The sequence below is a fragment of the Citrobacter amalonaticus genome, from assembly GCF_018252635.1.
Classification (GTDB): domain Bacteria; phylum Pseudomonadota; class Gammaproteobacteria; order Enterobacterales; family Enterobacteriaceae; genus Citrobacter_A; species Citrobacter_A amalonaticus_E.
The window spans coordinates 202,571-215,602 of record NZ_JAGTXM010000002.1; the positions used below are offsets into that span (position 1 = coordinate 202,571).

At 51.8% G+C, this 13,032-nt stretch carries 13 protein-coding genes and 1 pseudogene; 8 read left to right on the forward strand and 6 right to left on the reverse strand.

The features are described from left to right. Window positions 1-153 precede the first annotated feature (153 nt). The gene (yajD, locus tag KE671_RS05475) at window positions 154-498 is read left to right on the forward strand and encodes a YajD family HNH nuclease (protein ID WP_206162075.1); all 345 of its coding nucleotides are present in this window, start codon (window positions 154-156) and stop codon (window positions 496-498) included. Window positions 499-550: 52 nt separating this feature from the next. Here yajD and KE671_RS05480 read toward each other — a convergent pair whose 3' ends face one another. Continuing rightward, window positions 551-826 carry a YeaC family protein gene (locus tag KE671_RS05480; RefSeq protein WP_206162076.1) on the reverse strand — a complete coding sequence of 92 codons (276 nt, stop codon included), beginning with the start codon at window positions 824-826 and terminating at the stop codon, window positions 551-553. Between the two features lie 41 nt (window positions 827-867). Next, window positions 868-1,281 carry a peptide-methionine (R)-S-oxide reductase MsrB gene (msrB, locus tag KE671_RS05485; protein ID WP_061078024.1) on the reverse strand — a complete coding sequence of 138 codons (414 nt, stop codon included), beginning with the start codon at window positions 1,279-1,281 and terminating at the stop codon, window positions 868-870. Between the two features lie 342 nt (window positions 1,282-1,623). Here msrB and gapA point away from each other — a divergent pair, with 342 nt between their 5' ends. Next, entirely contained in the window at window positions 1,624-2,619 is a 996-nt protein-coding gene (gene gapA / locus KE671_RS05490; protein ID WP_206162077.1) for a glyceraldehyde-3-phosphate dehydrogenase, read from the forward strand. A gap of 74 nt (window positions 2,620-2,693) precedes the next feature. Then, a complete protein-coding gene (locus KE671_RS05495) occupies window positions 2,694-3,578 on the forward strand; it encodes a D-hexose-6-phosphate mutarotase (protein WP_206162078.1) in 885 nt (294 codons plus the stop codon). 118 nt (window positions 3,579-3,696) lie between these two features. On the opposite strand, the gene KE671_RS05500 is transcribed toward KE671_RS05495, so the two are convergent. Further along, window positions 3,697-4,551, reverse strand: coding sequence for an aldo/keto reductase (locus KE671_RS05500; protein ID WP_206162079.1), 855 nt, complete (start codon window positions 4,549-4,551; stop codon window positions 3,697-3,699). A gap of 90 nt (window positions 4,552-4,641) precedes the next feature. Continuing rightward, on the reverse strand, window positions 4,642-5,388 hold the full coding sequence (locus tag KE671_RS05505) for a MipA/OmpV family protein (RefSeq protein WP_206162080.1): 747 nt from the start codon (window positions 5,386-5,388) through the stop codon (window positions 4,642-4,644). Between the two features lie 444 nt (window positions 5,389-5,832). Here KE671_RS05505 and yeaG point away from each other — a divergent pair, with 444 nt between their 5' ends. From yeaG to KE671_RS05525, 4 genes are all read left to right on the forward strand, one after another. Beyond that, window positions 5,833-7,767, forward strand: a complete 1,935-nt coding sequence (gene yeaG / locus KE671_RS05510) for a PrkA family serine protein kinase (RefSeq protein WP_206162081.1) — start codon at window positions 5,833-5,835, stop codon at window positions 7,765-7,767. Between the two features lie 205 nt (window positions 7,768-7,972). Beyond that, the gene (locus KE671_RS05515; protein ID WP_206162082.1) at window positions 7,973-9,256 is read left to right on the forward strand and encodes a YeaH/YhbH family protein; all 1,284 of its coding nucleotides are present in this window, start codon (window positions 7,973-7,975) and stop codon (window positions 9,254-9,256) included. Between the two features lie 138 nt (window positions 9,257-9,394). Further along, entirely contained in the window at window positions 9,395-10,885 is a 1,491-nt protein-coding gene (gene dgcJ / locus KE671_RS05520) for a diguanylate cyclase DgcJ (protein WP_206162763.1), read from the forward strand. Window positions 10,886-10,926: 41 nt separating this feature from the next. Beyond that, window positions 10,927-11,430, forward strand: a complete 504-nt coding sequence (locus KE671_RS05525) for a YbaK/prolyl-tRNA synthetase associated domain-containing protein (protein ID WP_206162083.1) — start codon at window positions 10,927-10,929, stop codon at window positions 11,428-11,430. A 4-nt stretch (window positions 11,431-11,434) separates the two neighbouring features. Here KE671_RS05525 and yoaI read toward each other — a convergent pair whose 3' ends face one another. Continuing rightward, window positions 11,435-11,539, reverse strand: a complete 105-nt coding sequence (gene yoaI / locus KE671_RS05530) for a small membrane protein YoaI (protein WP_206162084.1) — start codon at window positions 11,537-11,539, stop codon at window positions 11,435-11,437. Window positions 11,540-11,746: 207 nt separating this feature from the next. On the opposite strand from yoaI, the gene KE671_RS05535 reads away from it, so the two are divergent. Continuing rightward, window positions 11,747-12,193 carry a DUF441 domain-containing protein gene (locus tag KE671_RS05535; RefSeq protein ID WP_043000929.1) on the forward strand — a complete coding sequence of 149 codons (447 nt, stop codon included), beginning with the start codon at window positions 11,747-11,749 and terminating at the stop codon, window positions 12,191-12,193. On the opposite strand, the pseudogene KE671_RS05540 reads toward KE671_RS05535, so the two are convergent. After that, window positions 12,176-12,968 (reverse strand): annotated as a pseudogene (locus KE671_RS05540) (AraC family transcriptional regulator); the annotation flags it as partial. The gene KE671_RS05535 and the pseudogene KE671_RS05540 overlap by 18 nt on opposite strands. Between the last annotated feature and the right edge of the window lie 64 nt (window positions 12,969-13,032).

Here is a 13,032-nt window from a genome sequence, read left to right on the forward strand (position 1 = left end):
GACGAAAATGCCCTGTGCGTGCGCATGGGGCCTTTTTTTCGGAAGCGGCCGGATGAAGTGTGTCACGCGAAAAGGGATCGGTTATGATGGCCTCACCCCGCTGCGTCAATGCGTGACGCATCGTTTCATTTTCAACTGGAGGCATGGGATTGTATGGCTTTTATCCCTAAAAACTACGCCCGTCTGGAAGTTGGCTACCGCGAAAAGGCGCTGAAACTCTTTCCGTGGGTTTGCGGCCGCTGCACCCGCGAGTTTGTTTACTCAAACCTTCGCGAACTGACGGTGCACCATATCGATCACGATCATTCTAATAACCCGGAAGATGGCAGCAACTGGGAGATGTTGTGCCTGTACTGCCACGATCATGAGCATTCCAAATACACGGAAGCTGACCAGTATGGTTCCACGGTGGTAGCGGGCGAGGATGCGCAAAAGAGCGTCGGCGAAGCCACGTACAATCCTTTCGCCGATCTGAAAGCAATGCTGAATAAAAAATAATCCGCCGCGTTAGCCCGGCCGCGCTACTGAATGCCGGGCCCATTGCGCACTATCAGGATTTGAACGTCGCAATCGGTTCTGGCGTAATGCCGAAATCCACTTTCAGCTGCTGTTTGCTCTTCATCACCATCTGCCCATTGGTGTCGATCGTCATATGTTGCGCATCCGTATTATGGCGAGCCTGCCAGAGCATCACCAGTTGCAGACTGTTCTCTTTTTGCTCCGGGGTCAGCGCGACGCCATCCGGCCATTTTCCCAGCTCAACGGCGGTGGATAAACGCTGGTATACATCCGGCGTCATGCTGTTAACTATCTCATCAAGATTCATGATAAGTCCGCTCCTATGGAATAATTTGCTGAATCGTTTTTTCAACCCTTCGTCTGGTCACCGTTTTCGTCATCGATGAAGCTCAGCGACGCTGAATTAACACAGTAACGTTCGCCGGTGGGCTGCGGACCATCAGGGAAGACGTGCCCCAGATGCGCATCGCAGTTTCCACAGCGAATTTCAATGCGTTGCATACCGTGTGAAAAGTCCTTGATATAGCGGATCGACTCTTCGCTTACCGGCTCGTAGAAGCTGGGCCAGCCGCAGCCGGAGTCATATTTAGACTGGGAGGTAAACAGCGGCGCATCGCAGATCAAACAGTGATAGACGCCGTCACGCTTGTTATGCAGTAACTGCCCGGTAAATGGCGGTTCTGTGCCGTGATTCTGCGTCACATAGAACTGCATTTCAGACAGGTTTTTTTTCAGATCTTCTGCAGAAGGTTTGTTCGCCATTTGCTCACATCTCACTTTTGATGACGCTGACATTGCGCGACAGATTCTAACAAAACATTAACACCTCAGTGCAGACTTTTGTTCTAAACTTGATCCTTGCGAAATGGCAGCGTGTGAATCGTGATGTAAATCACATTTTTATCTCAGTTGCCCTTTAAAATTCTGGGCGCCGCCCCCATGTGGTTTCAAGCCCAATGGAAGAGTGAGGCGAGTCAGCCGTGCAAAGCTTGTACAGAGGATTGATTTGTCGCAATGATTGACACGATTCCGCTTGACGCTGCGTAAGGTTTTTGTAATTTTACAGGCAACCTTTTATTCACTAACAAATAGCTGGTGGAATATATGACTATCAAAGTAGGTATCAACGGTTTTGGCCGTATCGGTCGCATTGTTTTCCGTGCTGCTCAGAAACGTTCTGACATCGAGATCGTTGCAATCAACGACCTGTTAGACGCTGAATACATGGCTTACATGCTGAAATATGACTCCACTCACGGCCGTTTCGACGGTACCGTTGAAGTGAAAGACGGTCATCTGATCGTTAACGGTAAAAAAATCCGTGTTACCGCTGAACGCGATCCGGCTAACCTGAAATGGGACGAAGTTGGTGTTGACGTAGTGGCTGAAGCGACCGGTATCTTCCTGACCGACGAAACTGCTCGTAAGCACATCACCGCTGGCGCGAAAAAAGTCGTACTGACTGGTCCGTCCAAAGATAACACCCCGATGTTTGTTAAAGGCGCTAACTTTGACAAATATGCTGGCCAGGACATCGTTTCCAACGCATCCTGCACCACCAACTGCCTGGCTCCGCTGGCTAAAGTTATCAACGACAACTTCGGCATCATCGAAGGTCTGATGACCACTGTTCACGCAACCACCGCTACTCAGAAAACCGTTGATGGCCCGTCTCACAAAGACTGGCGCGGCGGCCGTGGCGCGGCTCAGAACATCATCCCATCCTCTACCGGTGCAGCTAAAGCTGTCGGTAAAGTCCTGCCAGAACTGAATGGCAAACTGACTGGTATGGCGTTCCGCGTTCCTACCCCGAACGTATCCGTTGTTGACCTGACCGTTCGTCTGGAAAAAGCGGCTTCTTACGAAGACATTAAGAAAGCCATCAAAGCAGCTTCCGAAGGCCCGATGAAAGGCGTTCTGGGCTACACCGAAGACGACGTTGTATCTACCGACTTCAACGGCGAAGTTTGCACTTCCGTGTTCGATGCTAAAGCAGGTATCGCACTGAACGACAACTTCGTGAAACTGGTCTCCTGGTACGACAACGAAACCGGTTATTCCAACAAGGTTCTGGATCTGATTGCTCACATCTCCAAATAAGTTGAGATGAAACAGTAATCTGTAAGAGCGACTTCGGTCGCTCTTTTTTTTGCCTGAAGAGAAAGGATTGCATCATGATTAATCAAATTTTTGCACTTCCGGTAATCGAACACATTACCCCTGTCCTCTCCCGCCGTCAGCTCGACGAGCTGGATCTGATCGTCGTCGACCACCCGCAGGTAAAAGCGTCTTTCGCGTTACAGGGCGCGCACCTGCTCTCCTGGAAACCAGCCGGCGAAGAAGAGGTTCTGTGGCTGAGCAACAACACACCATTTAAAAATGGCGTCGCGCTGCGCGGTGGCGTGCCGATTTGCTGGCCGTGGTTTGGTCCGGCGGCACAGCAAGGGCTGCCCTCTCACGGCTTCGCTCGTAACCTGCCATGGACGCTGAAAGCACATAATGAAGACGACAACGGCGCCGTGCTGACGTTTGAACTGCAAAGCAGTGAAGCGACTCGCCAGTACTGGCCGCATGATTTCACTCTGCTGGCGCGCTTTAAAGTGGGCAAAACCTGCGAGATCGAACTGGAAGCGCACGGTGAATTTGAAACGACCTCCGCGCTGCACACCTATTTCAACGTTGGCGATATCGCAGCGGTGAACGTCAGTGGGCTGGGCGATCGTTTCATCGATAAAGTGAACAACGCCAAAGAAGATGTGTTGGCCGATGGCGTACAGACCTTCCCGGATCGTACCGACCGGGTTTACCTGAACCCGGAAGCCTGCAGCGTGATCCACGATGCCGCTCTGAACCGCAACATCGACGTCGTGCACCATCACCACCTCAACGTGGTCGGCTGGAACCCTGGTCCGGCGCTGTCTGTGAGCATGGGCGATATGCCGGATGATGGCTACAAAACCTTTGTGTGCGTGGAAACGGCGTATGCTACCGCCGCGCAGAAGACCACCGAAGAGAAAGCTTCCCGCCTGGCGCAAACCATTCGCGTTGCCAGCCGCTAAGAATGATTGCGGTTGAGATATCACTGGCCGGATAAGGCGTCAGTCGCCATAAGACATTGTTTGCCGGATGGCGATGCCTGCGCATTTTATCCGGCCTACGGGTCGAAACCGGAGCTTATCACACCATATCCAGCGTCGTTTTGCCCTTCGGCGCAGGATACGCCTTTTCCAGTGCGGCGAGTTCCTGAGCGGAAAGCGTAATGCTCAGCGCTGCCGCATTTTGTTGCACATGCGCCACACTTGCCGCTTTCGGAATCGCCATCACTCCCTGATGACTGATAACCCACGCCAGCAGGATCTGCGCCGCCGACGCATTATGCGCATGCGCAATCTCGTTGACCACCGGATGATTCAGTAACCCGCTGCGCAAACGCCCGGCCTGTGCCAACGGGCTGTAAGCCATTACGGGGAGATGCTGCTGCTGACACCACGGCAGCAAATCGTATTCAATGCCGCGTGAAGCCAGATGATACAGCACCTGATTGGTCGCACACTGTCTGCCGCCAGGAACCTGCCACAGCGCCTGCATATCGTCGATGTCAAGATTGGACACCCCCCAGCGCCGAATTTTGCCCTGAGCTATCAGGGTTTCCATCGCCTCGACCGTCTCGGCAAAGGAGAAATTGCCCGGCCAGTGCAATAAATAGAGATCCAGATAGTCGGTTTTCAGACGACGCAGACTGGCCTCGCAGGCGGTAGTCGCTTTTTGCCCACCCGCGTTCCACGGATAGACCTTCGACACCAGGAAAACGCGCTCGCGCAGTCCGTTCAGCGCCTCACCGACGACCTCTTCCGCTCCGCCATCGGCATACATTTCGGCGGTATCGATGAGCGTCAGCCCCAGATCCACGCCCGCACGGAGTGCAGACACTTCCGCCCGGCGGTAACCGGCGTTCTCCCCCATGTACCATGTCCCCTGCCCGATCGCAGGTTGAACAACCTCACCGGCGAAGACCACCTGTTTATCTGTCATCACATCCTCCTTTGTCGTGCACCAACGTAATGCAAAACAGGGCGCAAGCGCCCTGTTTTGATGCACAGATTGCACTGTAATAATGCACAATCAGAACTTATAGGTGATCCCGGTTGAAATCAGACCTGTCCAGGATTTGTCCACCATCGGGCTGTCGGTAATTTCATCAGACAGACGGGTATAGCGTGCGGTACCGTAAACGCTCCAGTCGCCGAGGAAGTTGTAATTAGCGCTCAGTTCCAGGTACGGGTTCCAGCTATCATCCGGATTATAGCCACGCATACCACTGCGTGCGGACTCTTTACGAGACACACCGTAGTAGTAGTCGTTCTGGTTCTCGCTGTTCCACTCCACACCGATACCCGGCGTCAGCGTCAGGCCACCGTTGGTATAACGGTACAGCCAGGCCAGATCCCAGACGATGCCGTTGCTGTTGTCCAGCGTATCCCCGGCAAGCGTAGTGCGCAGGAAACCGTATTCCGTGTTATGGACGTAAGATAAACCCGCCATCATAGTACTCTTACGCTTATCGAGACGACGCATCTGACGATCGTCGCTGTCGCCCGGTTTGAAATACATCGGAGACCAGTAGGCGGTGATCGACAATTTGTCTGCGGTGTCGTTCCACAGGTAGTACCCACCACCCAGGCCACGGAACCAGAAGTTGTCGCCTTCGTAATTAATTACCGGAACCGGATAAACATCCGCATCGTAATCTTTATATGGGTGTTCAACCACACCAACGCCAGCGCCAAGCGTCAGGTTGCTTTCAGCGTGCACCAGGGTAGCTGACGATGCGATTAACACGCCAAGTGCCAGAAGTTTGAGTTTGGTCACAATCCATCTTTCCTTATTCAAATGTTCAGCGGCAAAAGTGTAACCGCCAATACGTTACAACCCAACCATTTTACAAACTAATGAAAGAATGTAACCGTCTAATTTTGCAGGCTGAGATGACGCTCTGCTTACGATAAGGTGAAAACTGTGTGATCTCCCGCTGCATAATTTACATTTGCTATGCACTTATTGCGGATGAGTTATTGATATGCCATTGAAAATCATTTGCGGGCGCATGCAAGTTTTGCAAATGCCATCTACTCTTTAGTTTAGAAGTTGTATCACCGGGCACGTTGGTCTCACGCTGTACAAGCTGGCATGAGAGTTGCTGTTTTTTTGATACGAGACAGTAAATGACGTCGTTCAGTCTACCTCTTCCGGGAGCCTCTACTATTCATATGAACGGCTCTTAACCTGTGCTAAAAAACGAAAGGACGGCATATCATGAATATATTCGATCACTATCGCCAGCGTTATGAAGCTGCCAAGGACGAAGAGTTCACACTGCAGGAGTTTCTTACCACTTGTCGGCAAGATCGCAGTGCTTATGCCAATGCGGCAGAACGGCTATTGATGGCTATTGGTGAACCCGTCATGGTCGACACTGCCCAGGAACCCCGACTTTCTCGCCTCTTCTCGAACCGGGTGATTGCTCGCTACCCGGCGTTTGAAGAGTTTTACGGCATGGAAGACGCGATCGAACAGATTGTCTCTTATCTGAAACACGCGGCTCAGGGGCTGGAAGAGAAGAAACAGATCCTGTATCTGTTGGGGCCTGTAGGGGGCGGGAAATCGTCGCTTGCCGAACGACTGAAGTCGTTGATGCAGCGTGTCCCGATTTATGTGCTGAGCGCCAACGGTGAACGCAGTCCGGTGAACGATCATCCGTTGTGCCTGTTTAATCCGCAGGAAGATACCCAGATTCTGGAAAAAGAGTACGGCATTCCGCGCCGTTATCTCGGCACCATTATGTCGCCCTGGGCCGCCAAACGCCTGCATGAGTTCGGTGGGGATATCACCAAATTCCGCGTGGTGAAAGTCTGGCCGTCAATTCTTGCACAAATCGCAATTGCCAAAACGGAACCCGGCGATGAGAACAACCAGGATATCTCCGCACTGGTCGGGAAAGTGGATATTCGTAAACTCGAACACCACGCCCAGAACGATCCGGACGCGTATGGCTATTCTGGTGCGCTGTGCCGGGCAAACCAGGGGATCATGGAATTCGTCGAGATGTTTAAAGCACCGATTAAAGTGCTGCATCCGCTGCTTACCGCCACTCAGGAAGGTAACTACAACGGCACCGAGGGGATCTCCGCCCTGCCGTTCAACGGCATTATCCTTGCCCACTCGAACGAATCGGAATGGGTGACGTTCCGTAACAACAAAAATAACGAAGCTTTCCTCGACCGTGTTTACATCGTGAAGGTGCCGTACTGCTTACGCATTTCCGAAGAGATCAAAATCTACGAGAAACTGCTTAATCACAGCGAACTGACACATGCGCCCTGCGCACCGGGAACCCTGGAAACGCTCGCGCGTTTCTCGATTCTTTCCCGTCTGAAAGAGCCGGAAAACTCGAGTATCTACTCGAAAATGCGCGTCTATGATGGCGAGAGTCTGAAGGATACCGATCCGAAGGCGAAATCGTATCAGGAGTACCGCGATTATTCCGGTGTCGATGAAGGGATGAACGGCCTGTCGACCCGCTTCGCGTTTAAGATCCTTTCCCGCGTCTTTAACTTTGACCATGTCGAGGTCGCTGCGAACCCGGTTCATCTGTTCTATGTACTGGAACAACAGATTGAACGCGAGCAGTTCCCGCAGGAGCAAGCTGAACGCTATCTCGAGTTCCTGAAAGGGTATCTGATCCCGAAATACGCCGAGTTTATTGGCAAAGAGATCCAGACTGCCTATCTCGAATCCTATTCGGAATACGGACAGAATATTTTCGATCGTTATGTCACCTATGCCGATTTCTGGATTCAGGATCAGGAGTACCGCGATCCGGATACCGGTCAGTTGTTTGACCGTGAATCGCTGAACTCTGAGCTGGAGAAAATTGAGAAACCGGCGGGGATCAGTAACCCGAAAGATTTCCGTAATGAAATCGTCAACTTCGTGCTGCGTGCACGCGCTAACAACAGCGGACGAAATCCGAACTGGACCAGCTATGAAAAACTGCGCACGGTCATTGAGAAGAAAATGTTCTCCAATACCGAAGAGCTGCTGCCGGTCATTTCGTTCAATGCCAAAACCTCGACCGATGAGCAGAAGAAACACGACGACTTTGTCGATCGGATGATGGAGAAAGGCTATACCCGTAAACAGGTGCGTTTACTGTGCGAATGGTATCTGCGCGTACGTAAATCGTCTTAACAGCATAAATGACCCGGAAGATTTTATCCGTTTACCGGGCCAATAGTTTGTTTGTACGCGAAATCATTCAAGGTGTATCAAGGCAGCAAATGAGTGAATCCCCAGGAGCGTACATAAGTACGTGACTGGGGTGAGCGAATGCAGCCAACGCCGAGATAACTTGAAGGATGAAGCGTAAAGTTGGCAAATGCAGTACGGGGGGCATATGACCTGGTTCATTGACCGACGACTTAACGGTAAAAATAAGAGCACGGTTAACCGCCAGCGCTTTTTGCGCCGTTATAAAGCACAAATTAAACAGTCGATCTCCGAGGCCATCAACAAGCGTTCGGTGACCGATGTAGACAGCGGTGAATCTGTCTCCATTCCGACGGAAGATATTAGCGAACCGATGTTTCATCAGGGGCGCGGCGGCCTGCGCCATCGCGTTCACCCAGGTAATGATCATTTCGTACAGAATGACCGTATCGAACGCCCGCAGGGCGGAGGCGGCGGTTCAGGCAGCGGACAGGGCCAGGCCAGTCAGGACGGTGAAGGCCAGGATGAGTTTGTCTTTCAGATCTCCAAAGATGAGTATCTGGATCTGCTGTTTGAAGATTTAGCGCTACCCAATCTCAAACAAAATCAGCAACGCCAGCTTACGGAGTATAAAACACACCGAGCGGGTTATACCGCCAACGGCGTTCCGGCCAATATCAGCGTCGTGCGCTCACTGCAAAATTCTCTCGCCCGACGTACGGCCATGACCGCCGGCAAACGACGCGAGTTGCACGCGCTTGAAGAGGATCTCGACACCATCAGCAAAAGCGAACCGGCGCAACTACTGGAGGAGGAACGGCTACGCAAAGAGATTGCTGAGCTGCGGGCAAAAATCGAACGTGTACCGTTTATCGACACCTTTGACTTGCGCTACAAGAATTACGAGAAGCGTCCTGAACCGTCCAGCCAGGCGGTGATGTTCTGCCTGATGGACGTTTCCGGCTCGATGGATCAGTCGACGAAAGACATGGCCAAGCGCTTTTATATTCTGCTCTATCTGTTTTTGAGCCGAACTTATAAGAACGTGGAAGTGGTCTATATTCGTCACCACACCCAGGCAAAAGAGGTTGATGAGCATGAGTTCTTCTACTCTCAGGAAACCGGGGGAACCATTGTCTCCAGCGCACTGAAGTTGATGGATGAGGTTGTGAAAGCGCGTTACGATCCAGCACAGTGGAACATCTATGCGGCCCAGGCATCAGATGGTGATAACTGGGCCGATGACTCCCCGCTGTGTCATGAGATCCTGGCGAAAAAATTGCTGCCAGTGGTGCGTTATTACAGCTACATCGAAATTACCCGCCGCGCGCATCAGACGTTATGGCGTGAATATGAGCATTTGCAAGCGACCTTTGATAATTTTGCTATGCAACATATTCGCGATCAGGATGATATTTACCCGGTATTCCGCGAGCTATTTCAGAAACAAGGCGCAACCAGCACCAATTAAACGACAGCCAGCCAGGAAAATTGTCTCCTGGCTGGTTCATTTCATGCCTTTTGCACTCCATATCCCTGCTGACTGCCAGGTTGTACCTGTGACGTGTGATAGAATAAATTATCTTACCAGGAGGGTTTGTTGTTTATCATGAAATTGCCCCATAAAGCGCTAAGACTCTTTATTTCCGCAAGCGTTGTCGTTTTGACATCTTCCTTTTTAATCTATGAGCTTATTGCCAGCCATAAGTCAATGAATAGCTACATGCGCTATATCATCGAAAAAGCAGACTCCTCATTTCTCTATGATAAATACCAGAACCAGAGTATCGCCGCTCATTTAATGCGCACACTGGCAATGCCCGGGAAAACGGTCTCGACGGAAACCCGCAATACCCTTTGTCAGTCGTTTGAAAGCGTAAACTCGGTGTATGGTTTGAATCTGATGCAACATAATTATCCAGCGCTCAACGGCACGTTACAGACCGCTGTTGATGACTGTGAGCGTATCGCTGACGACGTGCTCCTGCTCCCTGCTTTTGATCAGGCCGTGCAGGTTAACCGCGAACAGGCCGATTATGGTAAAGGACTCGCCACCTCAGAAGAGAAATTTCATTATTATCTGGATTTACAGAATCAATATATTTATTTCTACGATCCGATCAATACGCAGCAGTTTGCTATGCACCATTGGGCCTTTTTACAGAAAGGCTCATTAGGTATTCATCAGACTGATATTGAGGAATTGTTTTCTGGGCGTACCGTGCTATCGAGCATCTATCAGGACGATCGTACTGAACTTAATGTAATGAGTTTTTTAACACCGGTTTATCTGGGTGGGAAGTTAAAAGGCATCGTGATGGTGGATATTAATAAGCATAATTTACAAAATATTGTTATTACCCACGATCGGCCTCTGGTCTGGCGTTATCTCAACGCCAGCGTCACCGATACCGACTCGGATAAGACCATTATTATTCATCAAAGCGAGAATAATCTTTTTCCCTACGTCAATTACGTCAGCGATCTGCCCGGGGGCCTTCACGTCGAGCTGTCACTTGATATTTTGTATTTCATTGTCTCGTCCTGGAAACTGTTTTTGTTTTATCTGCTGGCGACTGCCCTGCTCCTTAATATGGTCAGACTACATTTTCGCCTTTACCACAATGTCACCCGTGAAAATATCAGCGATGCGATGACAGGTCTGTATAACCGTAAAATTCTGACCCCGACGCTTGAGCAGCGACTCCAGCGGCTCGTCAGCGCCGGCACGCCGGTGACGTTTATCGCCATCGATCTCGATAAGCTAAAGATGATTAACGATACGCTGGGGCATCACGCGGGCGATCGGGCGATCACGCTGCTGGCGAAAGCGATTGAGGCGTCGGTGCGTAACAGCGATTACGCCATCCGTCTGGGCGGCGATGAGTTTTGCATCATTCTGGTGGATGCTGAGCCTGATATGGCAGCTCGTCTGCCGGAACGGATAGCCAACCACCTGCGGACCGTGGCGCCTGAGAAGGATATTCGTTTTTCATCAGGCTGCTATAGCATGCAGCCGAACGATACGCTGCAGGATGCCTACACCGCCTCTGACGAGCAGCTCTACCTCAACAAGCACCAAAATCGTCAGCGTTCGTGATAATCTTTAGCGTGTTTTTTTCGCGCAAACAGGAGTAAAAAATGAGCGAAATGGAGAAAGGCAGCGAAACCCATCAGCGTTTACTCGACTTATTATCACTGGAGGGCGCCCGTTATCGCGTCGTCAGCCATGAGGCCGTAGGGAAATGTGAGGCCGTGTCAGAAATTCGGGGCACCGCACTGGGTCAGGGCGCAAAAGCGCTGGTCTGCAAAGTCAAAGGCAATGGCGTGAATCAGCATGTACTGGCTATTTTACCTGCCGATCAACAGGCCGATCTCGGTCAACTGGCGGCTTATCTTGGCGGCCTGCGTGCGTCCCTTGCCAGCCCGGCAGAAGTGGACGAGCTCACAGGCTGTGTATTTGGCGCGATCCCGCCTTTCAGTTTTCATCCGAAGTTAAAGCTGGTCGCCGATCCGCTGCTGTTCGAACGCTATAGCGATATCGCCTTTAACGCCGGTGTGCTCACGAAATCGATCATTCTCAATACTGACGATTATTTGCGCATTGCCCAGCCTGAGCAGGTCGCATTTCACCGCGTGCCGTAAGCGTTCAACTGCCACGCTCAAGAATTAAAACAGAAATCACGATAACGGCCGCGATGGCGAAAAAGGATGAGCTAATAATGAGCGTTTCAACAAACATCTGATCGTTCATGGCTACACCTCGTCATGAGAGAAACCGGTTCATCTGTTATTGATAGCCCGCGATAATGGCAATTTGATGACAACACGCCAGAATTGGCTGTTTTTTCGCCATCAGGCAGATGCCCTAAAATAGCGGCTTGAATATAAAAATATCTGTTCTGCGTTGCGATTGGGCGTAGAGTAAACAGGCTTAACTTTTTTTGGCAAGGAAACCACGATGTTTGATGTCACTCTGCTGATCCTGCTTGGACTGGCAGCTCTGGGCTTTGTCAGCCATAACACCACTGTCGCCGTTTCAATTCTGGTGCTGATTATTGTCCGCGTTACCCCGCTCAATACCTTTTTCCCGTGGATTGAAAAACAGGGGCTGACCATCGGGATTATTATCCTGACAATCGGCGTCATGGCGCCTATCGCCAGCGGGACGCTGCCGCCTTCCACCTTGATCCACTCTTTCCTTAACTGGAAATCACTGGTGGCGATTGTGGTCGGCGTGGTGGTCTCATGGCTCGGCGGTCGCGGCGTGACGCTGATGGGCAGCCAGCCACAGCTGGTCGCTGGTTTGCTGGTCGGCACTGTGCTTGGCGTGGCCCTGTTTCGCGGGGTGCCTGTCGGGCCGCTTATCGCGGCTGGCCTTGTCTCGCTTATTGTGGGGAGGCAGTAGTTAACCCCGCCAGATAACGGCCTGGGGTCTGTCCCAGGCCTTTTTTGAACATGGTGATAAACGCCGTGGTCGAATCATACCCCAACAGTTGCGCCACCTGCTGCACGTTCTGCCCGCCGACCAGCGCCTGTAAGGCCAGGATAAGCTGGAGCTGATGCCGCCAGCGGCGAAAGCTGAGCCCCGTCTCTTTCACTACCAGTCGGGCAAGATTGCGCTCGCTCATCGCAAATACGCTGGCCCACTGACCCAGCGTTTGCCATTGCGCGGGTTCACGCGCCATCGTATCAACCATCCGACGGATCTTCGGATGGGCAGAAACCGGCAACTGCATCTGTTCCTGCGGTTGCTGCGGAAGTTCATCAAATAACACCTGCGTCAGGCGCTGCGTTTGCGGTTCCGTCCGCTGCTCGTCACTACGCGTCGCCAGCGAGAGGATCAGCTCCCGACAAAGCGGAGATATCTTTAACGTACAGCAGCGTTCCGGTAGCGTGACCGCCCCCGGTTCGATGAAGAGAAAGCAGAGCTCCGCGCCTGCCGTGACGTGGTTACTATGACAAACACCGCCGGGGATCCAGACCGCGTACTGCGGCGGCACCATCCACATAGCGCACTCAACATCACAGGTGATCGCGCCATGGAGTGCCATAATCAACTGCCCTTTACGATGCTGATGCTGCGCACTGAACAGCTCGTCAGGGCGGGCGCGGATACGAAACGCCACGGCGGCATCGTGATGCCGATCGGGGTCATATCCGTCAAGTCGCAGGCTGTACATCATTTTGTCCGAATTTAGCGATAAACTGTCATTTTAGCTTGATTCACAACACAGATAAACGCGG

Bases quoted from the DNA above. Each gene is read 5' to 3' on its own strand.
- yajD (WP_206162075.1), top strand. From the start codon at position 154: ATGGCTTTTATCCCTAAAAACTACGCCCGTCTGGAAGTTGGCTACCGC.
- KE671_RS05480 (WP_206162076.1), bottom strand. From the start codon at position 826: ATGAATCTTGATGAGATAGTTAACAGCATGACGCCGGATGTATACCAG.
- msrB (WP_061078024.1), bottom strand. From the start codon at position 1,281: ATGGCGAACAAACCTTCTGCAGAAGATCTGAAAAAAAACCTGTCTGAA.
- gapA (WP_206162077.1), top strand. From the start codon at position 1,624: ATGACTATCAAAGTAGGTATCAACGGTTTTGGCCGTATCGGTCGCATT.
- KE671_RS05495 (WP_206162078.1), top strand. From the start codon at position 2,694: ATGATTAATCAAATTTTTGCACTTCCGGTAATCGAACACATTACCCCT.
- KE671_RS05500 (WP_206162079.1), bottom strand. From the start codon at position 4,551: ATGACAGATAAACAGGTGGTCTTCGCCGGTGAGGTTGTTCAACCTGCG.
- yeaG (WP_206162081.1), top strand. From the start codon at position 5,833: ATGAATATATTCGATCACTATCGCCAGCGTTATGAAGCTGCCAAGGAC.
- KE671_RS05515 (WP_206162082.1), top strand. From the start codon at position 7,973: ATGACCTGGTTCATTGACCGACGACTTAACGGTAAAAATAAGAGCACG.
- dgcJ (WP_206162763.1), top strand. From the start codon at position 9,395: ATGAAATTGCCCCATAAAGCGCTAAGACTCTTTATTTCCGCAAGCGTT.
- KE671_RS05525 (WP_206162083.1), top strand. From the start codon at position 10,927: ATGAGCGAAATGGAGAAAGGCAGCGAAACCCATCAGCGTTTACTCGAC.
- yoaI (WP_206162084.1), bottom strand. From the start codon at position 11,539: ATGAACGATCAGATGTTTGTTGAAACGCTCATTATTAGCTCATCCTTT.
- KE671_RS05535 (WP_043000929.1), top strand. From the start codon at position 11,747: ATGTTTGATGTCACTCTGCTGATCCTGCTTGGACTGGCAGCTCTGGGC.